16 protein-coding genes are annotated in these 22619 nt (G+C 66.6%); 13 read left to right on the forward strand and 3 right to left on the reverse strand.

Annotation, left to right across the window (positions count from 1 at the left end):
• Window positions 1–80 precede the first annotated feature (80 nt).
• The 4 genes from ACE10W_RS40625 (at window position 81) to ACE10W_RS40640 (ending at window position 6647) form a co-directional block, all read left to right on the forward strand.
• Window positions 81–1598, forward strand: coding sequence for a caspase family protein (locus tag ACE10W_RS40625; RefSeq protein WP_304549520.1), 1518 nt, complete (start codon window positions 81–83; stop codon window positions 1596–1598).
• A gap of 146 nt (window positions 1599–1744) precedes the next feature.
• A complete protein-coding gene (locus ACE10W_RS40630; protein ID WP_028175667.1) occupies window positions 1745–2416 on the forward strand; it encodes an OmpA family protein in 672 nt (223 codons plus the stop codon).
• Window positions 2417–2574: 158 nt separating this feature from the next.
• Window positions 2575–3504 carry an efflux RND transporter periplasmic adaptor subunit gene (locus tag ACE10W_RS40635; RefSeq protein WP_028175668.1) on the forward strand — a complete coding sequence of 310 codons (930 nt, stop codon included), beginning with the start codon at window positions 2575–2577 and terminating at the stop codon, window positions 3502–3504.
• The gene (locus tag ACE10W_RS40640) at window positions 3504–6647 is read left to right on the forward strand and encodes an efflux RND transporter permease subunit (RefSeq protein WP_304549522.1); all 3144 of its coding nucleotides are present in this window, start codon (window positions 3504–3506) and stop codon (window positions 6645–6647) included. The genes ACE10W_RS40635 and ACE10W_RS40640 overlap by 1 nt, the downstream gene beginning before the upstream one ends.
• A gap of 15 nt (window positions 6648–6662) precedes the next feature.
• Here ACE10W_RS40640 and ACE10W_RS40645 read toward each other — a convergent pair whose 3' ends face one another.
• Window positions 6663–7337: a Crp/Fnr family transcriptional regulator gene (locus ACE10W_RS40645; protein ID WP_011083189.1), complete on the reverse strand. Its 675-nt coding sequence runs from the start codon at window positions 7335–7337 to the stop codon at window positions 6663–6665.
• A gap of 236 nt (window positions 7338–7573) precedes the next feature.
• Here ACE10W_RS40645 and ACE10W_RS40650 point away from each other — a divergent pair, with 236 nt between their 5' ends.
• The 3 genes from ACE10W_RS40650 (at window position 7574) to ACE10W_RS40660 (ending at window position 13596) form a co-directional block, all read left to right on the forward strand.
• Window positions 7574–9637: an AsmA family protein gene (locus ACE10W_RS40650; protein ID WP_304549523.1), complete on the forward strand. Its 2064-nt coding sequence runs from the start codon at window positions 7574–7576 to the stop codon at window positions 9635–9637.
• A gap of 248 nt (window positions 9638–9885) precedes the next feature.
• The gene (locus ACE10W_RS40655) at window positions 9886–12333 is read left to right on the forward strand and encodes an adenylate/guanylate cyclase domain-containing protein (RefSeq protein ID WP_304549524.1); all 2448 of its coding nucleotides are present in this window, start codon (window positions 9886–9888) and stop codon (window positions 12331–12333) included.
• 396 nt (window positions 12334–12729) lie between these two features.
• Window positions 12730–13596 (forward strand): hypothetical protein, encoded by an 867-nt coding sequence (locus tag ACE10W_RS40660; protein ID WP_370205217.1) that lies wholly within the window; start codon window positions 12730–12732, stop codon window positions 13594–13596.
• On the opposite strand, the gene ACE10W_RS40665 is transcribed toward ACE10W_RS40660, so the two are convergent.
• A complete protein-coding gene (locus ACE10W_RS40665) occupies window positions 13597–14868 on the reverse strand; it encodes a Spy/CpxP family protein refolding chaperone (protein WP_304553938.1) in 1272 nt (423 codons plus the stop codon). It abuts the gene before it with no gap.
• 136 nt (window positions 14869–15004) lie between these two features.
• Complete coding sequence (locus tag ACE10W_RS40670) at window positions 15005–16030, reverse strand: LysM peptidoglycan-binding domain-containing protein (RefSeq protein ID WP_304549528.1); 1026 nt, start codon at window positions 16028–16030, stop codon at window positions 15005–15007.
• On the opposite strand from ACE10W_RS40670, the gene ACE10W_RS40675 reads away from it, so the two are divergent.
• From ACE10W_RS40675 to ACE10W_RS40700, 6 genes are all read left to right on the forward strand, one after another.
• Complete coding sequence (locus ACE10W_RS40675; protein ID WP_304549529.1) at window positions 16005–16175, forward strand: hypothetical protein; 171 nt, start codon at window positions 16005–16007, stop codon at window positions 16173–16175. The genes ACE10W_RS40670 and ACE10W_RS40675 overlap by 26 nt on opposite strands.
• A gap of 40 nt (window positions 16176–16215) precedes the next feature.
• The gene (locus tag ACE10W_RS40680; protein ID WP_304549531.1) at window positions 16216–16908 is read left to right on the forward strand and encodes a hypothetical protein; all 693 of its coding nucleotides are present in this window, start codon (window positions 16216–16218) and stop codon (window positions 16906–16908) included.
• A 233-nt stretch (window positions 16909–17141) separates the two neighbouring features.
• Complete coding sequence (locus tag ACE10W_RS40685; protein ID WP_304549532.1) at window positions 17142–19805, forward strand: EAL domain-containing protein; 2664 nt, start codon at window positions 17142–17144, stop codon at window positions 19803–19805.
• Between the two features lie 279 nt (window positions 19806–20084).
• On the forward strand, window positions 20085–20363 hold the full coding sequence (gene rpsU / locus ACE10W_RS40690) for a 30S ribosomal protein S21 (protein ID WP_011083197.1): 279 nt from the start codon (window positions 20085–20087) through the stop codon (window positions 20361–20363).
• A gap of 103 nt (window positions 20364–20466) precedes the next feature.
• The gene (locus tag ACE10W_RS40695; RefSeq protein WP_038967442.1) at window positions 20467–20727 is read left to right on the forward strand and encodes a hypothetical protein; all 261 of its coding nucleotides are present in this window, start codon (window positions 20467–20469) and stop codon (window positions 20725–20727) included.
• 159 nt (window positions 20728–20886) lie between these two features.
• Window positions 20887–22581: a GMC family oxidoreductase gene (locus ACE10W_RS40700; protein WP_271556328.1), complete on the forward strand. Its 1695-nt coding sequence runs from the start codon at window positions 20887–20889 to the stop codon at window positions 22579–22581.
• The last annotated feature ends 38 nt before the right edge of the window (window positions 22582–22619 follow it).

Consider the following 22619-nt stretch of genomic DNA (forward strand, 5'->3'; position numbering starts at 1 on the left):
TTGATAATGCACATTGCGTAAGTTAAGGTCGCCGCGGCGCAAGCTGGGAACGGCGCCCTTTTGGCTGGACCGCGCTGATTATGAAAATTCGCTTCCTTTTCCTTCTTGCCATGCTCGTTTCGCTCGTCCCGACCGCACCGTCGCTTGCGGCCGGTGACCGTTATGCGCTGGTCATCGGCAACGCCAAATATCCGGATGCAGACGCCCCGCTGAAGGAGCCGCTCAACGACGCACGTGACGTCGCCGACGAGCTCAAGCGCGACGGCTTTTCGGTCGAGATCGGCGAGAACCTGACCGGCGACGGCATGCGCCGCGCCTTCGACAAGCTCTACGGCAAGATCAAGCCGGGCTCGGTGGCGCTGGTGTTCTTCAGCGGTTTCGGCATCCAGTCGGCGCGCCAGAGCTACATGCTGCCGATCGACGCGCAAATCTGGACCGAATCCGACGTACGCCGCGACGGTTTCAGCCTGGAAGCCGTCCTCGGCGAGCTCAACACCCGCGGCGCCGGCGTCAAGATCGCGCTGATCGATGCCTCCAGGCGCAACCCGTTCGAGCGCCGGTTCCGCAGCTTCTCGGCCGGCCTGACCCCGGTCATCGCGCCGAACGGCACGCTGGTGATGTATTCGGCGGCGCTGGCCTCGGTGGTGTCGGACGCCGGCGGCGAGCACAGCCTGTTCGTCCAGGAACTGCTGAAGGAAATCCGCGTCCCCGACCTGATGGCCGAGGAGACGCTGAACCGCACCAAGATGGGCGTCACCCGCGCCTCGCGCGGCGAGCAGGTGCCGTGGATATCCTCTTCATTGGCCGAAGATTTCTCGTTCATTCCGGGAGCCGGCGGATCGCGTCCGACAATGGCGCCGCCGCCCGCGCCCCCCGCGCCGCCACCCGTCGTCGCCAATAACCCGCCGCCGGCGCCGCCATCACCGCCTCCGCCGCCGAAGCCGGCCGACACGGCGGCCGCACCGGCTCCCGCGCCCGTCCCGGCCCCATCACCGAAGCCGCAGGTCGAGGCCGCCTTGCCCCCGCCGCCACCGCCGGTGAAACCGGCCGACCCCGCTCCCGCGCCGAACGCGGACGCCGGGCCTAGCGCGGCCGCCCTGGCGGAGGACCCCACCATCAAGGGCCTGACGGCCAAGATCGCGGCCAATCCTGACGACGTGAACGCGCTGTACCGCCGCGGCCAGGTCTATGCCAGCAAGGGCGCCTACAACCTCGCCATCAAGGATTTCGACGACACGCTCCGGATCAACTCGAAGGACGTCGAGGCGCTCAACAACCGCTGCTGGACCCGCACGGTGGTCGGCGATCTCCAGGGCGCGCTGAAGGATTGCAACGAAGCGCTGCGGCTGCGTCCGAACTTCGTCGATGCGCTGGACAGCCGGGGGCTGGTCAATCTGAAATCGGGAGCGGTGAAGAACGCGATCGCCGATTTCGATGCGGCCCTGAGGATCAATCCCCGCCTCACCTCCTCGCTGTACGGACGGGGCATTGCGAAGCAGCGCAACGGCTCCGCCCAGGAAGGGGCGCTGGATATTGCCAATGCCAAGGCGATGGATCCGAACATCGTTCAGGAATTCGCAAGCTACGGAGTACGCTAGTATTTTTTTGAATTGAGGCGACCGACGCCTCGAACCTCGGCGGCCCAGGCAAGACTAATGGACGGATGCCGCAGGCGGCCTTTCCCGGGGGGCCTATTGCAGGAATTTTGGAACCACGCAGCTCGGCTGCGCAGGAGGGACTGGCAATGAGATCGGCTGCAAAAGGACTTACCGCAATCCTGTCCATCATGGCCATTGGTGCCGCGCTGTCGCTGCCGGCCTCCCCCGCATTCGCCGGCGACGACGGCAACAGCAAAAACGTCACCGAGGACGAGATCGTCCGCGCGCTGGCGCCGCCGCAGAAGAAGCCGCTGACCCGCGGCCTCTCGATCGCGCCGCAGGCCGACCCCGCGCCGAGCGCATCGGAGACCAAGCTGATCCAGTCCGTGCGCGGCCGCTCGACGCGCTCGCTGTCGTCGACCGAGCGCGAGGAAATCGCGTCAGTTGCCAAGGACAAGCCGAACATCGATCTCGAGATCACCTTCGACTACAACTCCGCCAACATCAGCACCAAGTCGCTGGCTTCGGTGCAGGCGCTCGGTCGCGCGCTGACCAGCCCCGACCTGAAGGGCTCGACCTTCGTGGTCGCCGGCCACACCGACGCCGCCGGTGGCGAGAGCTACAACCAGGACCTCTCTGAACGCCGCGCGGATGCGATCAAGCGCTACCTCGTCGAGAAGTACAGCATCTCCGCGACCGACCTCGTCACCGTCGGTTACGGCAAGAGCAAGCTGAAGGACCCGAGCCAGCCGATGGCCGAGGTCAACCGCCGCGTGCAGGTCGTCAACATGGAAAACAAGACCACCGCATCGAAGTGAGCACGACGCAATCCGTTGAAGTGACCGTGCGTGATGTGGTGTAAAGTCTCGCTTCCAAAGCGCGTCCCGCAGCCTTGCGGGACGCCGCTTTGTTTCAGGGAAACGCTCTCAGCAGGCCTCGTGCGGATGGCCGTGAGCCAGGCCAGGACAATCCGGCGATGAACGTCTCCGACTATCTCAAGCCTGCCGGAACCGTGGCGTTCATCGTCGCGCTCGGCATCGGCTATTATCTGTTCGAGCATCGGCGTCGCCCCGAGGCGAAGGAAACGCCGGGCGAGGCGCTCGTCATCGTGACGAAGTCGACCAATGCCTGCTTCTCCGACCTCGTCCGGGTGACCGGCTTTTTCGTGCCGCGCCGCGAGGCCGTGGTCGTCGCCGACCAGGAAGGCTCCCGGGTCACCGACCTCTTCGTCACCGAAGGCACCATGGTCACCGACAACCAGGAGCTGGCGCGCCTGACGGCGCCGCCGCAGATCCCGGGCCAGCCGCAGCGACCCGGCGCGCAAGGCCCGATCTCGCTGAAGGCGCCGGCGCCGGGCCTCGTCACCGAAGTTCGCACCATCGTCGGCGCGCCGGCCTCGCCGCAGGCCGGCCCGATGTTCCGCATCGCCGTCAACAACGAGATCGAGCTCGACGCCCAGGTCCCGGCCGTGCACATGCCCAAGCTCAGCGCCGGCGCGACCGTGCGCATCAGCCGCGACGACGCGCCCGATCTGATCGGCCGGGTGCGGCTGGTTGCGCCCGAAATCGACCGCGCCACCCAGCTCGGCCGCGTCCGCATCAGCGTCACCAACAATCCCTCGCTGAAGGTCGGCGTGTTCGCCCGCGCCTCGATCGACGCCAAGCGAAGCTGCGGCGTCGCGGTGCCCAAGACCGCGATCGACCATCTCACCGTGCAGGTCGTCAAGGGCAACACGATCGAGACGCGCAAGGTGCGGGTCGGGCTGTCGTCCGACACCGCGACGGAAATCCTGGATGGGCTCGACGTCGGCGAAATCGTCGTGGCCGACGCCGGCTCCTCACTGCATGACGGCGACCAGATCAAGACCATGTTCGCCGATGAACTCGATCGCACGCGGGTACGCTGATGGCTCTCAATATCTCGGCATGGTCGATCCGGAATCCGCTGCCGTCGGTCGTCTTTTCGATCATCCTGCTGATCCTCGGCTGGACCTCCTTCGCCAAGCTCGCGGTGACGCGGCTGCCCTCGGCCGACATTCCCGTGATCTCGGTCGCGGTGTCGCAGTTCGGTGCTGCGCCCGCCGAGCTCGAATCCCAGATCACCAAGACCATTGAAGACGCGGTCTCCGGCGTCGAGGGTGTGCGGCACATCACCTCCTCGATCACCGACGGCCTGTCGCTGACCACCATCCAGTTCGCACTCGAGACCAATACCGACCGCGCGCTCAACGACGTCAAGGACGCAGTGACGCGGGTGCGCTCCAACCTGCCGCAGAACGTCACCGAGCCGCTGATCCAGCGCGTCGACGTCATCGGCCTGCCGATCGTGACCTATGCCGCGATCTCGCCCGGCAAGACGCCTGAGCAGCTCTCCTATTTCGTCGACGACGTGGTCAAGCGCGCGCTCCAGGGCGTGCGCGGCGTCGCCCAGGTCGAGCGCATCGGCGGTGTCGAGCGCGAGATCCTGGTCTCGCTCGATCCCGACCGCCTGCAGGCGATGGGCCTGACCGCCGTCAACGTCAGCCAGAGCCTGCGCGGCACCAATGTCGACGTCGCCGGCGGCCGCGCCGAGATCGGCAAGAACGACCAGGCGATCCGCACCCTGGCCGGCGCCAAGACGCTGAGCGACCTCGCCGGCACCATGGTCCCGCTGTTCGGCGGCGGCGAGGTCCGGCTCGACGATCTCGGCACCGTCACCGACACCATCGCCGACCGCCGCACCTTCGCCCGCTTCAACGGCGAGCCGGTGGTCGCGCTCGGCATCAAGCGCTCCAAGGGCGCCAGCGACGTGAAGGTCGCCGACGCCGTGCAGAAGCGCATCGACGCGCTCAAGGCCGCCTATCCCGACGTCGACCTCAAGCTGATCGACACCTCGGTCGAATACACCAACGGCAATTACGAAGCGGCGATCTCGACCCTGTTCGAGGGCGCCATCCTCGCCGTCGTCATCGTGCTATTGTTCCTGCGCGATCTGCGCGCCACCATCATCGCCGCGATCTCGCTGCCGCTGTCGATCTTCCCGGCGTTCTGGGCGATGGACCTCCTCGGCTTCTCGCTCAACCTCGTCAGCTTCCTCGCCATCACGCTGTCGACAGGTATTCTTGTCGACGACGCCATCGTCGAGATCGAGAACATCGTGCGGCACATGAACATGGGCAAATCGCCCTATCGTGCCGCGCTGGAAGCCGCCGACGAGATCGGCCTCGCGGTGATCGCGATCTCGCTCACCATCATCGCGATCTTCGCCCCCGCGAGCTTCATGTCGGGCATCGCCGGACAGTTCTTCAAGCAGTTCGGCATCACCGTCTCGGTGCAGGTGTTCTTCTCGCTGCTCGCGGCGCGCTTCGTCACGCCGGTGCTGGCCGCCTACTTCCTCAAACACGGCCATCACGAGGAGCCGCCGCCCGGGCGCGTGCTGCGGTCCTATCACCGGATCGTGGCCTGGTCGGTGAAGCACTATTTCATCACGGTGCTCATCGGCTTCGGCATCTTCGCCGCCTCGATCTGGAGCATCACGCTGCTGCCGCAGGGCTTCCTGCCGGCGCAGGACAGCGCGCGCTCGCTGCTTGCCCTCGAGCTGCCGCCGGGCACCCAGCTCGCCTACACCGAAAAGGTCACCGAGGATATCGTCGCGCGGCTGCGCAAGCGGCCCGAGGTGAAGAGCATCTTCGTCGACGGCGGTCGCGTCCCACCCGGCACCCAGGAAGTCAGGCGCGCCGCCCTCATCATCAACTATACGCCCAAGGGCGATCGCGACATCACCCAGCGCGAGCTGGAATTCTCGATCAGCCAGGAGCTGGAGAACATTCCCGACATCCGCTTCTGGTTCCTCGACGAAAACGGCCTGCGCGCGATCTCGCTGGTCGTGACCGGCGTCGACGCCAACATCGTCAACAACGTCGCCAGCGAGCTCGCGACGCAGATGAAGCGGATCCCGACCATCTCCAACGTGATCTCGGAAACCACGCTGGAGCGGCCCGAGCTGCGCATCGAGCCGCGCGCCGATCTCGCCGCACGCCTCGGTGTCTCCACGGAAAGCCTGTCGCAGACCATCCGCGTCGCCACCATCGGCGACGTCGGGCCCGCGCTCGCCAAATTCGACGTCGGCGACCGCCTGGTGCCGATCCGGGTGCAGCTCGAGGACGCCGCGCGCGGCAACCTCAAGACGCTCGAGCAGTTGCGCGTGCCGCTCGGTGAGCACGGCGAGAAGGGCGGCGTGCCGCTCTCGGTCATCGCCGACGTCAAGCTCGACCAGGGTCCGACCAGCATCAACCGTTACGACCGGGACCGCCAGGCCACCGTTGCCGCCGACCTCGTCGGCTCCGCGGCGCTCGGCGATGCCACCAAGAAGATCAACGAGCTGCCGGTGATGAAGAGCCTGCCGAAGGGCGTGAAGGTCTCACCGTCCGGCGACGCCGAAAGCCTGAACGAGCTGTCCGACGGTTTCGCCACCGCGATCACCGCGGGCCTGATGATGGTCTATGCCGTGCTGGTGCTGCTGTTCGGCACCTTCCTGCAGCCGATCACCATCCTGTTCTCGCTGCCGCTGTCGATCGGCGGCGCCATCGCGGCCCTGCTCGTCACCGGCAAGCAGCTCACCACGCCGGTCTGGATCGGCATCCTGATGCTGATGGGCATCGTCACCAAGAACGCGATCATGCTGGTGGAGTTCGCCATCGAGGCGATCCGCGACGGCAAGCCGCGCGACGAGGCCATGATCGACGCCGGCATGAAGCGCGCCCGCCCGATCGTGATGACCACGATCGCGATGGCCGCCGGCATGATGCCGAGCGCGCTCGCGGTCGGCGCCGGCGGTGAGTTCCGCTCGCCGATGGCGCTCGCGGTGATCGGCGGCCTGATCTTCTCGACCATCCTGTCGCTGGTGTTCGTGCCCGCGATGTTCATGGTGATGGACGATCTCGGCGCCCTGATCTGGCGCTTCGGCAAGCGGCTGATCGTGCACAGCGAGGATACCGAGGCCCCCGGTCATCACGAAGCTTCGCCGGCACAGCCGGCACCGAAGAGCATCGTGCATCCGGCGGCGGAGTAAGATTCGCGAGAGCCCCTACTCGTTCCGCGCGATCGCCGTCAGCTTGGTCATGTTCCTCAGCAGGATACGGCCACGCTGGAGATCGAGGATCGCGTCCTTGCGCCAGGCCTGAAGCTGGCGGTTGACGCTTTCGCGGGCGGCGCCGACGAAGACGCCGAGCTGCTCCTGCGAGATGTGCACCTCCGAGCCGAAATCGGCGGCGAGCGCGCAGAGCCGCCGCGCGAGGCGAACCGGCAGCGGCTGCAGCATGGACTCTTCCATGCGCTCGCTCTGCCAGCGGATGCGCTGGCACAGCAGCGCGATGATCTTGATCGCGACCTTCGGCTCGCGCTCGAGGAAGGCGAGAAAGTCTTCGCGCCGCAGCACGAACAATTCGCTGGCTTCGCCCGCGGTCGCGTCCGCGGTGCGGTTCTGGCCGTCCAGCACCGCGACCTCGCCGAACAGGTCGCCCGGCCCCATGAAATTCAGCGTCAGCCGGCTGCCGTCGGCGGCGCCGGTCTCGATACGGACCTGGCCGCGGCGCATGCCGAACAGCGCGTCTCCGGCATCGCCCTTCTGGAACAGCACCTCGCCGTTCGCCAGATGCTGGGTGTGGCAGAGATTGGACAGCCGCTGGAGCTCGTCTGCGCCGAGATCGGCGAACATCGGGTTCATCTTCAGGATGACCGCAAATTCGGCCTGCTTGCTCATTTCAACTTCCTTGTGAATTTACTTGTCAATTTCGCTGGCAAATCGGCTGGAACCATCAACGTCCAGAATCGCGTAAAACCGCGCCGGAGAAGTGTGTCATAAGTCACATAACTTTGCAGCACCCCCTGACTATTTTTGACCGCTTGGAGCGGCTTCCCGTCCCGGGATAAACTCACGCGCATAGGACGGGTGAGCGGCCGGGTTCGGCACCGTTCGTCCGTCGTTGGAAAGTCGACATGAGAGCAGTGAAATTCGCCGGCGCCGCGGTCGCCGCTGTCGTCATCGTGATCGCGCTTCTCCTCGTGGTCGGGATCCCATCGGGCTTCCTGACCTCGACGATTGCGTCGCGGGTCGAGAGCGCGACGGGCTATCGCCTGTCGATCGACGGCACCACCAGGATCAGCCTGTGGCCGACGCTGAACGTCACCTTGAACGATCTCACGCTTCAGGATCCGAAGGACCGCAGCGGCATTACGCGCCTCACCATCGACAGCGTGCAGGCCGACATGTCGCTCTCCAGCGTCTGGTCGGGCCGCCCGAAGATCAGCGAACTCATCGTCACCCGCCCCGTGCTCTACCAGCCGCTGCTGCGCGAGCGCCTGCCGAATGCCGGCACCTCGTCGAAGCCGCTGGCGCTCGACACGGACGGCGCGACCATCGACCGCGTCAAGGTCACCGACGGCGAGGTCGCATTCGCGCGCGTGCGCGATCGCGTCGAGAGCCGCATCAGCGCCATCAATGCCGATGCCGTCGTTGGCCGCGACCGCAACGTCAGCATCACCGGCACCGCGCGCGTCGGCGAGCACCCGACCAAATTCGACATCAAGGCGACGACGCCCGCGCCGCCAACCGACCGGCCGACGATCCCGGTGGAGTTCGCCATCGACATGCCTGATGTGCTGAAGTCCCGGCTCGCAGGTCACGCCGAGATGCGGCTGAGCGGCGATCTCGTGATGATCAACGGCGTAAACGGCACGCTCGGCGACGGCGCGTTCAACGGCTGGGCCTCGGTCGACATCGCGAGCAAGCCTCTGGTCAAGGTCGATCTCGACTTCCAGCGGCTCACGATTCCGCTGGCGAAATCGCCGGACGGTGCGTCCGGACAGCCCTGGAGCAATGCGCCGATCGACGTGTCCGGGCTCAATTATGTCGATGCACAAATCAGGATCTCCGCGAACGACGCCGTGATCGGCGATGCGCGTCTTGCGCCGCTGGCGCTCGATGCAAAGCTCGCCGGCGGCGTGCTGAAGGCCGGCACCGCCAATCTCGGCGCCTATGGCGGCCAGGTCTCCGGCGAAGTGATCCTGGATGCGACCAGCGGCGCGCCGAGCTTTGCCATGCATTCCGACCTCGTCGGAGTGCGCGCGCTGCCGCTGCTCCAGGGCCTTGCCGAATTCGACCGGATCGACGGCAAGCTGCAAGCCAAGCTCGCATTGCGCAGCGCCGGCACCAGCCAGCGCGCCCTGATGGCGAACATGCAGGGCACGGCCTTCGTCAATTTCCAGGACGGCGCCATCCGCGGCATCAACGTCGCGCAGATGATCCGCTCGCTGACATCGGGCACGCTGTCCGGCTGGCAAGACAACCAGAACAGCGGCCAGGACCAGAGCACGGATTTGTCGCAGCTCTCGGCCTCCTTCCGCATCGACAAGGGACAGGCGGTGACGACCGATCTCAACCTGATCGGGCCGCTGGTGCGCGTGACCGGCGCCGGCACCATCGCGCTCGACACCAAGATGTTGGGCTTTCGCGTCGAGCCGAAGCTGGTGATGACCACCGAGGGCCAGGGCCGCGCCTCCGAGCCGGTCGGCTTCGGCATCCCCGTGATGATCCAGGGCAGCTGGTCGCAGCCGCGGATCTACCCTGACATGGCCGGCATGCTCGACAATCCCGACGCCGCCTACGCCAAGCTGCGCGAGATGGGCAAGGGCCTGTTCGGGCCTGATGGCGCCGGGCTCGGCAATATCCTGGGCAGCCTTGGTCTCGGCGGCACGACCGCGCCGGGTGGCGGCAATGCAGCCGGCAACGCCAATCCGCAAACCCAGCAGCCGGGGCAGAACAATCTGCTCGGCGGCCCGCTGGGCGAGGCGCTCGGCAATCTGATCCAGCAGGGGCTTTCCAGCGGAGCTGCAACCGGTGCTGGCACCGGCCGCAGCCGCAGCCTGCCCGCGACGCCGTCCACACCGGCACCGGAGGCCTCGCCCGCGCCGGCGCCCCCGGCCTCGGACGAGCCGCCGGTGGCGCAGCAGGACAGCCAGCCCATGAACGACGTGTTGCGGCAGCTCTTCAATAATCGATGATTGGCGGACCAACAGGCTGGACTCCACGCCAATCCCTTACATCGGCCCGGCCTTTCCCTGCTTCCTCCGAACGGATGAGCCTGCGACAATTCACCACCCTTTAGGCCCGACCCGGCGTCCACTTCGGGTAACCACGCCGGCCGGTCCTCCGGTCCCCGGGACGTCCCTTGGCCCAAATTGTGATAGAAGGGCGGCTGGGCCTGTACGGCCCGTAGCGCCGGCGTCGATGGCGGCGCAAGAGGATCCGGATGGCGGGAGCGAACGACAAGACACGGTTTCTGCGCGAGGGCCTGTTCGCCAAATACGTCGTCTCCCTCGTCGGCCTCGTCGTGTTCGTCCTCGCCGTCAGCGGCGCGATGGAGACCTGGATCTCCTATCGCGCCACCAAGACACAGCTGACCGACGGGCTGGAGGACAAGGCGCAGGCCGCGGCCCGGCGGGTGGAACAGTCGATCTCCGAGCTCGAGCGCCAGATCAGCTGGGTGACCCGCGCGAGCCAGGACACCCTCGAGAAGCGCCGCGCCGACTACGCCCAGCTCCTGCACCAGGTCGCGGTGGTCAACCAGCTGTTCCAGCTCAACGGCGACGGCCGCGAGGTGCTGCGCGTCTCGCGCCAGTCGACCACGACCGGCGGCAATGCCGACCTCTCCCGCGACATGCGCTTCACCGACACCGTCGCCCGCGGCGTCAGCTACGCGCCGGCCTGGTTCTCCGACAGGACTCCGTTGATGTCGATCTCGGTGGCGCATTCCGGCTTCAACGCCGGCGTCACGGTCGCTGAGATCGATCTCAGCTTCCTCTCCGAATTGCTGTCCGACGCCCAGGTCGGCAAGGCGGCCTTTGCCTATGTGGTCGATCCGCGCGGCCGCGTGCTGGCGACGTCCTCGAAAGGACCCGATGTCGGCAAGGACCTCTCCAAGCTGCCGCAAGTGGCTGCCGCGATTTCGCCCGGCCGCGGGCCCGACACGTCAGGCACCGACTTCAACGGCTATTCGGTGCTGACCGCCGCGAGCACCGTACCGAAGCTCGGCTGGAGCGTGCTGTTCGAGCAGCCGACCACGCAGGCCTTGACGCCGATCCGCGATCAGCTGGTGCGCATCGCGCTCTTGATCGGCATGGGCCTGATGGTCGCGATCCTCGCCGGCACGCTGCTCGCCCGCCGCATGATCATTCCGATCACGGCGCTGCGCGACGGCGCGCACAAGCTCGGCGAAGGCGATTTCAGCCACCGCATCGACGTGCACACCTCCGACGAGCTGGAAGATCTCGCCGGCCAGTTCAACCGCATGGCCACCCAAATCCAGGAGACCTATTCGAACCTGGAGACCAAGGTCGAGGAGCGCACCCGCGATCTCGCGCAATCGATCAACGAGCTCAAGGTGCTGGAAGAGGTCGGCCGCGCCGTCGCCTCCTCGCTCGATCTCAACGCGGTGCTGCCGACGATCGCCGCCCGCGCGATCGAGATCACCCATGCCGATGCGGTGCTGATCTACGGCTTCGACGCCGGGACGCGTCGCTTCAACCTGGTCGAATCCAACGGCATCGACAAATCGGCTGACGGCGCCCATGTCACGATCGACGAAGGCGACAACATCCTGAGCGATGCCGCCGGTAGCGGCGAGCCGATCGCGCTTGCCGATCTCGACCATGCGGCCGAGCAGCCGCTGCGCGACGTCGCGATCGAGGCCGGCTTCCACTCCGTGCTGGTGGTGCCGCTGGTTGACCAGCAGGGCACGCTCGGCTCACTCGTTGTTTTGCGCCGTGCCGGCGGCGAGTTCGCCGCCAGCATCATCGGCCTGATGCGGACCTTCGCGAACCAGGCGGTGCTGGCGATGCGCAATGCGCGCCTGTTCACCGAGGTCGATCACAAGAGCCACGCGCTGGAAGCGGCGCACGAGACCGTGCGCGCCCAGGCGGACAAGCTGCGCGTGCAGACCGAGCAGCTCAAGGACTGGAATAAGTCGCTGGAGGAGCGCGTCGAGAAGCAGCTCGGCGAGATCGAGCGCATCCGCAAGCTCGAGCGGTTCCTGGCACCGCAGGTCGCGCAGTTGATCGCCTCCTCCGACAGCCCCGAGGGGCTGCTCACCAGCCAGCGCCGCGAGGTCACGGTCGTGTTCTGCGACCTGCGCGGCTTCACCGCGTTCACGGAAGCGACCGAGCCGGAAGAGGCGATGAACGTGCTGCGCGAATATCACGCGGCGCTCGGCACGCTGATCTTCAAGTATGAGGGCACGCTCGACAAATATGCCGGCGACGGCGTGATGATCCTGTTCAATGCACCGATTCAATTCGAGGACCACACCCAGCGCGCCGTGAAGATGGCGGTGGAGATGCGCGACACCATCGGCCCGCTGACCGAGCGCTGGCGCAATCGCGGGCATAGCCTCGGCTTCGGCATCGGCATTGCCCTCGGCTATGCGACGCTCGGCCAGGTCGGCTTCGAGCAGCGGCTGGAATATGCCGCGATCGGCAGCGTCACCAACCTCGCCTCCCGCCTCTGCGGCGAGGCCAAAGCCAACCAGATCGTGGTCAGCCGCCGCGTCTACGGCATGGTCGAACCCTGGGTGGAGGCGCGCGCACTCGACGACCTCGTGCTCAAGGGATTCAATCATCCCGTGCTGGCGATGGAGATATTGAGCTGGCGCGAGGAAGTGGAGAACGTGGTGAATGCCGCGGCGGCGCGCAGGCGGGGGTAGCCCTCGCTCTCAGCCGCACGCTCGCTGCGTTCCCTTCCCCCTTGCGGCAGGGCAATCGCATTTAAGGCCGTTGCTCTGCGGCCCATCCTTCGAGACGCCCGCCTTTGGCGGGCCCTCAGGATGAGGACGGAGTTCGCGGCAGCAATTTCGACCGGCAAGGATGCCGCTTAGCCTCATCCTGAGGAGACCGCGGAGCGGTCGTCTCGAAGGACGAGGCGCGCGCTCAGGCCCTGCCAAAAGTCATATGCGATTGCCCTGCCGCAAGGGGGGAGGGTGCGCAGTGGAGCAAGCCGCACCGTCGTCGCGACTCTTGCGACGACACTACGAACCACATCCCTCCAACCCGCGACTAACGATCGCCTCAACGACGAGGCACACTCCGGATGGGAGACGATCGTGTCGCTTGGCTTGCCTTCGCGCGCCTATGACTTGCAGATGCTGGACCGTCCGACTGAGCGTGCGCGCGACCACGGCTGGGTCTATGGCTTGCCGCCGGGCATCACATCCGAGCAATGGCCGCTCGATCCCGTCACCGGCTATCCGCTGATGCACGGGTTTACGCTTCTGCTGCCTGACGATTATCGCGTGCATGGCGAAGACATCGTCGCGGTGTCGTTCTTCGCCACCGCGCCCGATCACAATGACGGCGGCGCGCCCGATGATCCTGAAATCCGCGAGACGGTGCTGGCGCTCCCCTCGCATCCGCGCCTGTCGCGCATGACTGACATTCTCGATTACGAATATGCTGCGCTGCTGCTGACCAAGGCGGAATATGACGGCGCTTTCGCGACGCCGCCGGCGCCGCTTGCGCTGGCGACGGCCGACCGGCCGCGCTGGCTGGATGTCGGCGGCGCCTGCGCCTTCTTCGAGGCCGCCGCGCCCTACGCCAGGAAGATGTTCGCCGCGCCGCCGCGCGCCGATCTCGCCGAGACCCGCGCGATCGCCTTGACGCCGCGCGCGAGCGATCCCAATGCCGGCAAGGGCCCGCAGGACGAGCACGTCCGCCAGAACCCACCGACCGGCTATCAGCCCTATTACTATTATGTCGGCGGCGTGCCGAGCCGCGACAATTTTCGCCTGCACGATTGGAGCAAGGACCACGCCCACAACCATCTCGGCGGCACCATGCGGCCGTGCCAGGCGGTGCCGGAGATGAGCCCGTTCTACATCGAGTTCGAGGAATATTTCGGCGGCTACAATTTCGGCGGCGGCAATGCGCAGCTCGACTTCAAGGAGATGAAGTTCGACTGGGCGTGCGGATAGTCACGCCCCCCGCTTCGGTCCGATCGCCTCGAAGCCGGCCTTCTGCTCGTCGCTCAGGTCCGCCTCGAAATCGTCGAGCGCATCGGCAACGCCGTTCACCGCTTGCAGCATCGTCTCCAGCCGTGCCTTCACGGCCGTGAGGCGGCCTTGCGGTGTCGCGGCGGGCTTGGCCGGGCAGGCGCTCAGCGTCTCCATGGTGCGCAGCGTGGTGTCCTGGAGCACGTCGAGCCGGGCGCGGCCGATGTCGTCGAGGCGAAGCGTGGACGCGATGTCGGCCACGGGCCATTGCTGCTGCACGAGCTGCTCGTACTGGCGCTGCAGCTGGGTGTCATAGCGAGGATCGCTGTCCGCCGCGCAGGCGCTTGCTGCCTGCGCATCCTTGTGCTGGCCCGCTGCAAGCGCGGCGAGACGCTCTTGCCCCAGCGCGTCGAATTTCTTCTTCTGGTTCGCGTCGAGCAGATCGACAAATTTGGCGAGCTGCGGCGCTATCGCGTCCGTTGCCTTGATCATGGCCTCCAGGCGCTCGCGCATCAGGCCGAGGCGCTCCGATGCGGTCGCAGGCACCTGCGCCGGGCAGGTCGCGCGAATGCTGTTGCGCGCCGCCGTCGAGGCGGCACTGAGATCATCGAGCGCGGTGCGCTGCAATTCGTTCGGCTGCACGGCGGCAGCAATGCGATCCGCGGGGAAGCCGGCGGGATCGCTGACGTCACAGATGTTTTGCGCCGACGGAATCCTGCGCGCAAACCGGCCTTGCGGCGCGGCGTAGGCGGCAAGCTCCTTGGCCGCATAGGGCGAGAACAGCGCGGCGTAGATGTCGCCGTAGCCGTAGAGCGAGATGCTGGTCGTATCGCCGAGGATGACGGCATTGGCGAGATCGTCATGGGCGAACGGCCAGAACACCGGACCGGCCCAGCCATAGCTGCCGTCGGGGTGGCGCCACCAGCCCTGCGGGCGGCGGCCGCCATGCCAGCCCGACAGCGCCGCTTGCGCCGTGAGCACCGCGCGCAGGATGGCGGGATTGGGCGGTTGCCGGCTCTCGACGCCGCGGGGATCCTGCGACCGCAACGCGGCGGAGCGGTATCCGCCGCCTCGCACCGCCATGCGGGCATGACGCAGGCGCGACAGGCCGATCACGTGGCCGACGGCGAACCGCGCGACGCCGAGCGGCCCGCCGCGCAGCCCGAACTGCGCTTCGGCCCTGTTCGGCAGCAGCACCGCCAGAACGACAAGGGCGGCGCCCGCCAGCACGGGGCCCATCCGTGATCCCGACATGATCGCTGACCTGACCACCTTGGCCCTCCTCCAGCGCCAAGCGCGCACCACCTCGCATCACATGACGCGCGGGGGAACCAAAGGTTCCGGGAGTACGACGGTCAAAGCGTCGCGGCGGCGAGAAGAAGCGCCGCGCTCATTCCGCCTTTTGCGGCAGCACGAGAGTCTGGCCGGGATAGATCAGGTTCGGGTTGTGGATCTTCGCGCGGTTGGCGTTGAAGATCACGGCGTAGCGGGCGCCGTCGCCGTAAGCGAGCCGGCTGAGCGCCCACAGGCTGTCGCCGCGGGAGATCACCCGACTGCCGCCCGCCTCCGCCGGTGTGCCGCTGAGGGCGTCGCCCGGCGACGCCGATGCGACCGTCGTGGCGGCAGGCGCTCGCGCCATGCTGCCCCTAGATTTCGTCGCGCCCATCATTCTGGGCCGCGCCGCGGGCCTGTCCGATGCCGACGGCAGGGATGCCACGACATCCGATCTCGCGTCCGGCGTCGCGGCCCGCTTCGTTTCCAGTTTGGCGGCGGGCGGTGCAACGCGCGCCGGCGGCGGCGCCGCCTCCGCGATCGTCACCGGCATGGTGCGGCTGGACTGCGTGACGGTGCCATCCGGCGCCCTGGCGCGCAGGGTCAGCTCGTAGCTGCCGGCGGGAAGTTGCGGCGGCGTCATGACGAACTGGCCCGACGCATCGGCCACGACCGAATCAAGCGGCTGGCCGTCGCGCAGCAGCTCGACCTTTGCGCCCGGCGTGGCCTGGCCCGCGATCACCGCCGCTTCGCCATGGTCGTCGATGCGCGCGACGTCGAACCGGGGACCGGCGTCGGTCGCGGCCACCGGCGGCTTGACCGGCACGAGATCAGCCAGCGCCGTGACCTGCTTCTGCGTCTCGGCCAGTGGACCCGCAGGCTTCGGCGCGGCGGCGGACGCGGGCGGCGCGCCGGCCGCGAGCTTCGGTTCTTCGGGCGTCGGCGCTGCCTTGGTCTCGGGATTAGGTTCGGTCTTGATTTCGGCGTTGGCTCCGACCTTGGCCTCAGGCTTGGCCGCGACGGCGATCTCGGTGCTCGTCCCGCCCGGCAACAGGCGGCGCAGCTCGGTGGGGCCGATCACCAGCACGGTGCCGACCACCGCGAGCAGGCAGAATGCAATGAAAGCCTTGGAAGCGGTCATCATCAGAAAGCAGACCCTTGCTGGCAAATCGGCCGATGACGGCAAGTTGCTCCGATTTGGCTACGGCAGCAAGACGGTCGAAGGGATTACCGCCCTCCGTTCCCACCCGCTACGGATGAACCGGCGCGGCCCCGTCGGCGTCAAATGATCGAGGCCGCATCGCGGCCTATTTTTTGAGGATTTTTCCCGTGACTGCATTCTGCCGCCCCGCGCCATGGCTGGCGCTTGCCGTGATGCTCGCCGCCACCCCCGCACTTGCCGCCTCGGGCCCGCCGCCGGACTACATCCTCACCGACAATGCCGATCTCGCCTTCACCTCGCCCGACGGCGCCACCCGGATCGAGCAGTACATGAAGGACAGCAAGGATTTCGACGTCAAATGGCAGGCCTGGGCGAGGAACGGCGAGCGGATGACGGAGCTGAAGCCCGAGCAGGGCTATGGCGCCGGCTTCCGCTTCACCAGCGACTCGCAATGGCTGGTGCGGATGCAGAAGACCGGCTCGGGCGAGCAGGATCTGTTTCTCTACCATGTCGAGAACGGCGCCTTCGTGAGCACGACGAAGAAGTCGCTCAGTGACCTCGCCTGGGCCTATTTCCACAGCCGGCCGGACACGAAGAACATGAAGCTCGACTACCACATCTCGGCCAATCTGATGAAGGGCACCGAAGATGCTTATCGCTGGCTCGGCGTTGACTGGCCCAACAACCGCTACCTCCTGATCTCGCTGTCGGGCGAAATGGACAAGCATCCGAAGAACGTCGCCGTGAAGGGACTGGCCGACTGGAGATGCCGTTATGACCTCAAGACCGGCAAGTTCGACGTGCCGGCGATGTTCGCCAAGGGCAACGCGGAGGCGCTGAACTGGGAGATCCGCCGGTGAGATGTGGCCTCCGCCGACCCTGGGCGGCTGCGCTCAAACAAAAACGCGAAAACAACCCCAAGCACAGTAGAACCGCAGGGCGGGGCGGCGAGGCGTAACTTGCCTTGCGGACTGGCTTTCCGCCAGCCAGGGCGCCAACCTCCCGATTCCGTTCCGATTCATATTTTCGTAACCCTCACTGGTAACGGGGTCTTGTCGGTTTTGCTGCATCTTGCATCCCACGGGAGGGCTGGATGGGCACATCGATCCGATGGACCGCGCGGATGCGCGCGCTGCTGCGCCGTTGGCGCGGGGCGCCGCTGACATGGCTGATCGTCGGCGGCTTCGTGCTGATGGCTGCAACCGCCATCGGCACCGCGCTCACCGTCGATCGCTTCCGGCAGAATGCGATCGAGAGCGGCCGCGACAGCCTGGAGAGTGCCGTCCGCCTGCTGGCCCGCCATTTCGACCGCGAGTTCGCGGATTTCGCGGTGCTCCAGAAGAGCGTCATCGCCGAGCTCGAAAGCCACGGCATCGCCTCCACCGACGTCTTCCGCAGCGAGATGGGCACCCTCGCCATGCACGAGGCGTTGCGCGCAAAAGCCAGCGGCTGGTCCGACGTCGCCGGCGCCAATGTGTTCGACGCCAACGGCGCGCTCATCAACTCGTCGCGGCGCTGGCCGGTCGCCGACATCTCGGTCGCCGACCGCGGCTATTTCAACCGCCTCAAATCCGACCCGACCTCGCAGGAGGAGATCGAGGTCGTGCCCGGACGGTTCGGCAACGGACCGGCGATCGTGTTCGCGCGGCGCGTCTCCGGCCCCCATGGCGAATTCCTCGGCATGGTCTCGCGCGCGATCACGCCCGACCAGCTCGAATCCTTCTTTGCCTCGACGGGGCTCGGCGACGATTCCTCGATCGCGATGCACCACCAGAACGGCCAGCTGCTTGCGCGCATTCCGCATGTCGACGCGATGATCGGGCAGAACTACCACACCGGCTCCCCCGAGCAGAAAGCCGTGTTCGAGCGCACCTTCGTCACGATGCAGCTCGCGAGCCCGATCGACGGCAAGGACCGCATCGTCGCCTCCCGCCTCCTGACCGGCGCGCCGCTGGTGATCGTTGCGACCAGGTCGCTGGACGCGACGCTCGCCACCTGGCGCACGCAAACGAAATTCTTCGTCACCGTGGCCGTGCTGTCGATCGGCCTGCTCGTCCTGACGCTGTTCCTGATCTTCCGCCAGGTGACCCGCCGGCTCTCGCTGGAGAAGCAGCGGCTTGACACCGCGCTGAACACCATGACGCAGGGCCTTCTGATGTTCGACCAGGACGAGCGGCTGATCGTCTGCAACCGGCGCTACATCGAGATGTACCACCTGTCCACCGACGTGGTGAAGCCCGGGGCCTATTTCCGCGACGTCATCCAGCATCGCCACGACACCGGGTCGTTCGACGGCGACGTCGATTCCTATTGCGACGGCATTTTGGGCAGTGTCGGACGGACCCAGAGCACGATCGTCGAGACCGCCGACAGCCGCCTGATCGAGATCAAGAACCAGCCCGGCGCCGCCGGCGGCTGGCTTGCCACCCACGACGACGTCACCGAGCGCATCCGCGCCGACGAACGCATCGCGCATATGGCGCATTACGACGCGCTGACCGACCTGCCCAATCGCGTGCTGATGCGCGGCCATCTGGAACGCCGCGTGGCGGAGCTTGCCGAGGGCAAGCCGTTCGCGATCCTCTATATCGACGTCGACGAGTTCAAGGGCGTCAACGATTCGCTCGGACACGAGGTCGGCGACGAGCTGCTGCGCCAGGTCGCGAACCGCCTGCGCGCCTGCGTCAGCGGCAACGACCTCGTCGCGCGGCTGGGCGGCGACGAATTCGCCATCGTCAAGGCCGGTACCCGCGACCAGGCCGAGCTGACGGCGCTGGCGGAAACGATCCTCAACGCATTGCGTGCGCCCGTGAACTGCAAGGGCCAGGAGGTTCCGACCGATGCCAGCATCGGCATCGCGATCGCGCCCGACCACGGCGACAATCTCGACGACCTGCTCAAGCGCGCCGACCTGGCGATGTATGCCGCCAAATCCGAGGGCCGCCGCACCTTCCGCGTCTTCGTGCCCGAATACGACGCCAAGGCGCGGCTGCGCCGGCAGCTGGAGCTCGATCTGCGGCAGGCGCTCGCGCGCGGCGAGTTCGAGGTGCACTATCAGCCGCTGGTCGACCTCGCGGCCAACGTCGTGACCGGCTGCGAGGCGCTGCTGCGCTGGCACCATCCGGAGCGCGGCATGGTCTCGCCCGCCGACTTCATTCCGGTCGCGGAAGACACCGGACTGATCGGCGAGATCGGCGAATGGGTGCTCAAGGAGGCCTGCACGGAGGCGGCCTCCTGGCCCGGCGATATCCACATCGCCGTCAACGTCTCGCCGGTGCAGTTCCGTTCCAAGACGCTGGCGCTCAAGGTCGCCGCCGCGCTTGCCGAATCGGGCCTGGCGCCCGGGCGGCTCGAGCTCGAGGTCACCGAAACCGTCCTCATTCGCGACGACGAGGAGGCGCTGACGATCCTCCAGCAGTTGCGCGAGCTCGGCGTGCGCATCGCGCTCGACGATTTCGGCACCGGCTATTCGTCGCTGAGCTATCTGCACCGCTTCCCCTTCGACAAGATCAAGATCGACCGCAGCTTCATCAGCGACATCGGCGAGCCCGAGGACTCCTCTCCGATCGTCCAGGCCGTGGTGCACATGGCCGCCGCCCGCCGCATGGCGACGACGGCCGAAGGCGTCGAGACCGAGGCGCAGCGCGAGGTGCTGCGCCAGCTCGGATGCAGCCAGATGCAGGGCTGGCTGTTCAGCCCGGCCGTCCCGGCCGCGAAGCTGAAGCGGTTGCTGTCGGCGCAGGCGGCCGCGGCTTAAGCGCCGTTTGCGCAGGCGATGACGGTGAAAACACCTCTCGCGCGGCCCGGAATAGGCTTCAGGTGGCGAATTGACGCGCGCGGCGGCCTTATCGATTGACACGGCGGCCCGGGAGTGTTCACGTCGTCCCCGAACTGTATCGCGGCGACAAGCAGCTCGCGTGTTCGAGGCCGGCGCTGAAGATCGCCGTCACTGTCATCCTCACGATCGCAATGAAGCTCCTGCGCAATCGGCTGCGTGCAGGACTGCCGTATTTCGCAGCCGGACGAGGAGACACAATTGCAGGTACTTGTTCGCGACAACAATGTCGACCAGGCGCTTCGTGTCCTGAAGAAGAAGATGCAGCGCGAGGGCGTGTTTCGGGAAATGAAACAGCGGCGCTCCTACGAGAAGCCGTCGGAGAGAAAGACGCGCGAAAAATCCGAGGCCATTCGCCGCGCCCGCAAGCTCGCTCGCAAGCAGGCGATCAGGGAAGGCTTGCTGCCGGCGCCGCCGAAAAAGAAGCTTCCGGAGCGCAAGCCGCCGCTGCCGCAGACCGCTGCCAGGCCCGCGGGCTGAAACGGCGGCACGACAACGCCGTGAGACCGACCGGGCAATGAGAACAGGCCGGCATCGTTGCTGCGCATCTTGTATCCGGGAAGATGGTCCATATCTCATCGGCATGATGAAGCTCACACTCGTCCAGGACCAGGCTATCCAGGCGCTCATGGCAGGCATCGTCGGCGCCGAGACGTTCGATCGCGTCTTCGCGGGCATCCGCTTCGACAATATCGAGGGCACGATGCTCTACGCCTTCGCCGGGAACGCGGAGGTCGCGTCCGACATCGAGGACAGCTACTCGCCCTACATCGCCGCGGTCGCATCGCAGGTGCTGGACAAGCAGGTGGACGTCGTCATCGTGATGCCGAAAGTGCTGCAATAGGGTTCATCGAGCGAGACGGCGCACACCCGCCGTCCGTCTCGCCCCGCGGCATCGTCCCACCCTGCAGACCTCATGGCGCCACCAACAAAAGCCGTGGCGTGACCTCGAAATAAATCCGCGCTAACCTCTTGAGCACAAGAACAAGAGGAAACGCCAATCGTGTACGACTACATTATCGTGGGCGGCGGCTCGGCGGGGTCCGTGCTGGCCCACCGGCTCTCCGCAAAGAGTGCCAACAAGGTCCTGCTCTGCGAAGCCGGACAGGACACACCACCCGGCAACGAGCCGGCCGAGATCAGGGACAGCTATCCGGGCACGGCCTATTTCGATCCGCGCTTCCACTGGACGGAATTGAAGGTCACGACGCAGGTCGTCAGCCACAACAATCCGAACGAAGCGCGTCCGCCCTTGCGCAAATACGAGCAGGCGCGCGTGCTCGGCGGCGGCTCGTCGATCAACGGCCAGATGGCCAACCGCGGCGCGCCGACCGACTACGACGAATGGGATGCGCGGGGTGCCGAAGGGTGGACGTGGAACGACGTGCTGCCGTTCTTCAAGAAGGTCGAGCGCGACCTCGATTTCGACGGCCCGTATCACGGCAAGGACGGCCGGATCCCGGTGCGCCGGATTCCGCGGGAGCACTGGACACGGCATTCGCAGGCCTTCGCCGATGCCTTCCAGCAGGCCGGTCATCAATTCGTGGCGGACCAGAACGGCGAGTTCGTCGACGGCTATTTCGCGGTGACGCACTCCAACCAGGCCGAGCAGCGCGTCTCCGCCGCGATGGGCTATCTCGATCGCGACACCCGCAAGCGCGCCAACCTCACGATCTCCACCAACACGCAAGTTCGGGAGCTGCTGTTCGAAGGCACGCAATGCGTCGGCGTGAAGGCCAGGGTCGACGGGCGGGAGCAGGAATTCCGCGGACGCGAGATCATTCTCTCCAGCGGCGCCATCCATTCGCCGGCGCATCTGCTCCGCGCCGGTATCGGCCCGGTCGGCCACCTCAAGGACATGGGGATTCCCGTGCTGACGGGCTTGCCGGGCGTCGGCCAGCGCCTGATGGATCATCCCTCGATTTCGCTGTCGTCCTTTGTCCGCCGCGGCGCGCGCATGAACGAGCATACCAGGCGCCACATGCAGCTTGGCCTGCGCTATTCGTCCGGGCTGTCAGGGGTGCCGAAGGGCGACATGTTCGTCGTCGTGCTCAGCAAATCGGCCTGGCACGCGGTCGGCGCGCAAATCGGCTCGCTGCTGACCTTCGTCAACAAGACCTATTCCGAGACCGGACAGGTCAAGCTTGCCTCGCGCGACCCTTCCGCAGAGCCGATCGTCGAGTTCAACCTGCTGTCGGACCGGCGCGACCTCGATCGGCTGATGAGCGGCTTCCGCAAGATGGCGGCGGTGCAGATGAGCGAAATCGTCAGGAAGGTGACGGACAAGCCGTTCCCGGCCGCCTATACCGACAAGGTCCGCAAGATCGGCGTGGTCAACACCAGGAACAAGATCCTGACCAGGATCGCGGCGGCGCTCATGGACGGGCCGGCGGCGCTGCGTCACTATCTGATCGACAATTTCGTGGTCGAAGGCTTCACCTTCGATGACGTGATGAACGACGACGAGGCGCTTGAAGCCTTCGTGCGCAAGGCGACCATCGGCGTGTGGCACGCCTCGTGCTCATGCCGCATGGGCCGGGCCGACGATCCGATGGCGGTGGTCGACAACCAGGGCCGCGTCAGGGGTGTCCAGGGTCTGCGGGTCGTCGACGCCTCGATCTTCCCGGTGGTGCCATGCGCCAACACCAACTTTCCGGTGCTGATGTCGGCAGAGAAGATCGCTGCAACCATGCAGTGAGCGATCCCGGCGGGACGAGGTCCGGAAGCGGAGGCGAG

It is taken from the genome of Bradyrhizobium sp. B025, assembly GCF_042257955.1.
Lineage (GTDB): Bacteria > Pseudomonadota > Alphaproteobacteria > Rhizobiales > Xanthobacteraceae > Bradyrhizobium > Bradyrhizobium diazoefficiens.

What these genes read in the sequence shown, in the direction of transcription:
- ACE10W_RS40635 (WP_028175668.1), top strand. Translation starts at nt 2,575, where the DNA reads ATGAACGTCTCCGACTATCTCAAGCCTGCCGGAACCGTGGCGTTCATC.
- ACE10W_RS40650 (WP_304549523.1), top strand. Translation starts at nt 7,574, where the DNA reads ATGAGAGCAGTGAAATTCGCCGGCGCCGCGGTCGCCGCTGTCGTCATC.
- ACE10W_RS40625 (WP_304549520.1), top strand. Translation starts at nt 81, where the DNA reads ATGAAAATTCGCTTCCTTTTCCTTCTTGCCATGCTCGTTTCGCTCGTC.
- ACE10W_RS40665 (WP_304553938.1), bottom strand. Translation starts at nt 14,868, where the DNA reads ATGTCGGGATCACGGATGGGCCCCGTGCTGGCGGGCGCCGCCCTTGTC.
- ACE10W_RS40695 (WP_038967442.1), top strand. Translation starts at nt 20,467, where the DNA reads ATGATGAAGCTCACACTCGTCCAGGACCAGGCTATCCAGGCGCTCATG.
- ACE10W_RS40685 (WP_304549532.1), top strand. Translation starts at nt 17,142, where the DNA reads ATGGGCACATCGATCCGATGGACCGCGCGGATGCGCGCGCTGCTGCGC.
- ACE10W_RS40640 (WP_304549522.1), top strand. Translation starts at nt 3,504, where the DNA reads ATGGCTCTCAATATCTCGGCATGGTCGATCCGGAATCCGCTGCCGTCG.
- ACE10W_RS40630 (WP_028175667.1), top strand. Translation starts at nt 1,745, where the DNA reads ATGAGATCGGCTGCAAAAGGACTTACCGCAATCCTGTCCATCATGGCC.
- ACE10W_RS40675 (WP_304549529.1), top strand. Translation starts at nt 16,005, where the DNA reads ATGAAAGCCTTGGAAGCGGTCATCATCAGAAAGCAGACCCTTGCTGGC.
- ACE10W_RS40655 (WP_304549524.1), top strand. Translation starts at nt 9,886, where the DNA reads ATGGCGGGAGCGAACGACAAGACACGGTTTCTGCGCGAGGGCCTGTTC.
- ACE10W_RS40645 (WP_011083189.1), bottom strand. Translation starts at nt 7,337, where the DNA reads ATGAGCAAGCAGGCCGAATTTGCGGTCATCCTGAAGATGAACCCGATG.
- ACE10W_RS40670 (WP_304549528.1), bottom strand. Translation starts at nt 16,030, where the DNA reads ATGATGACCGCTTCCAAGGCTTTCATTGCATTCTGCCTGCTCGCGGTG.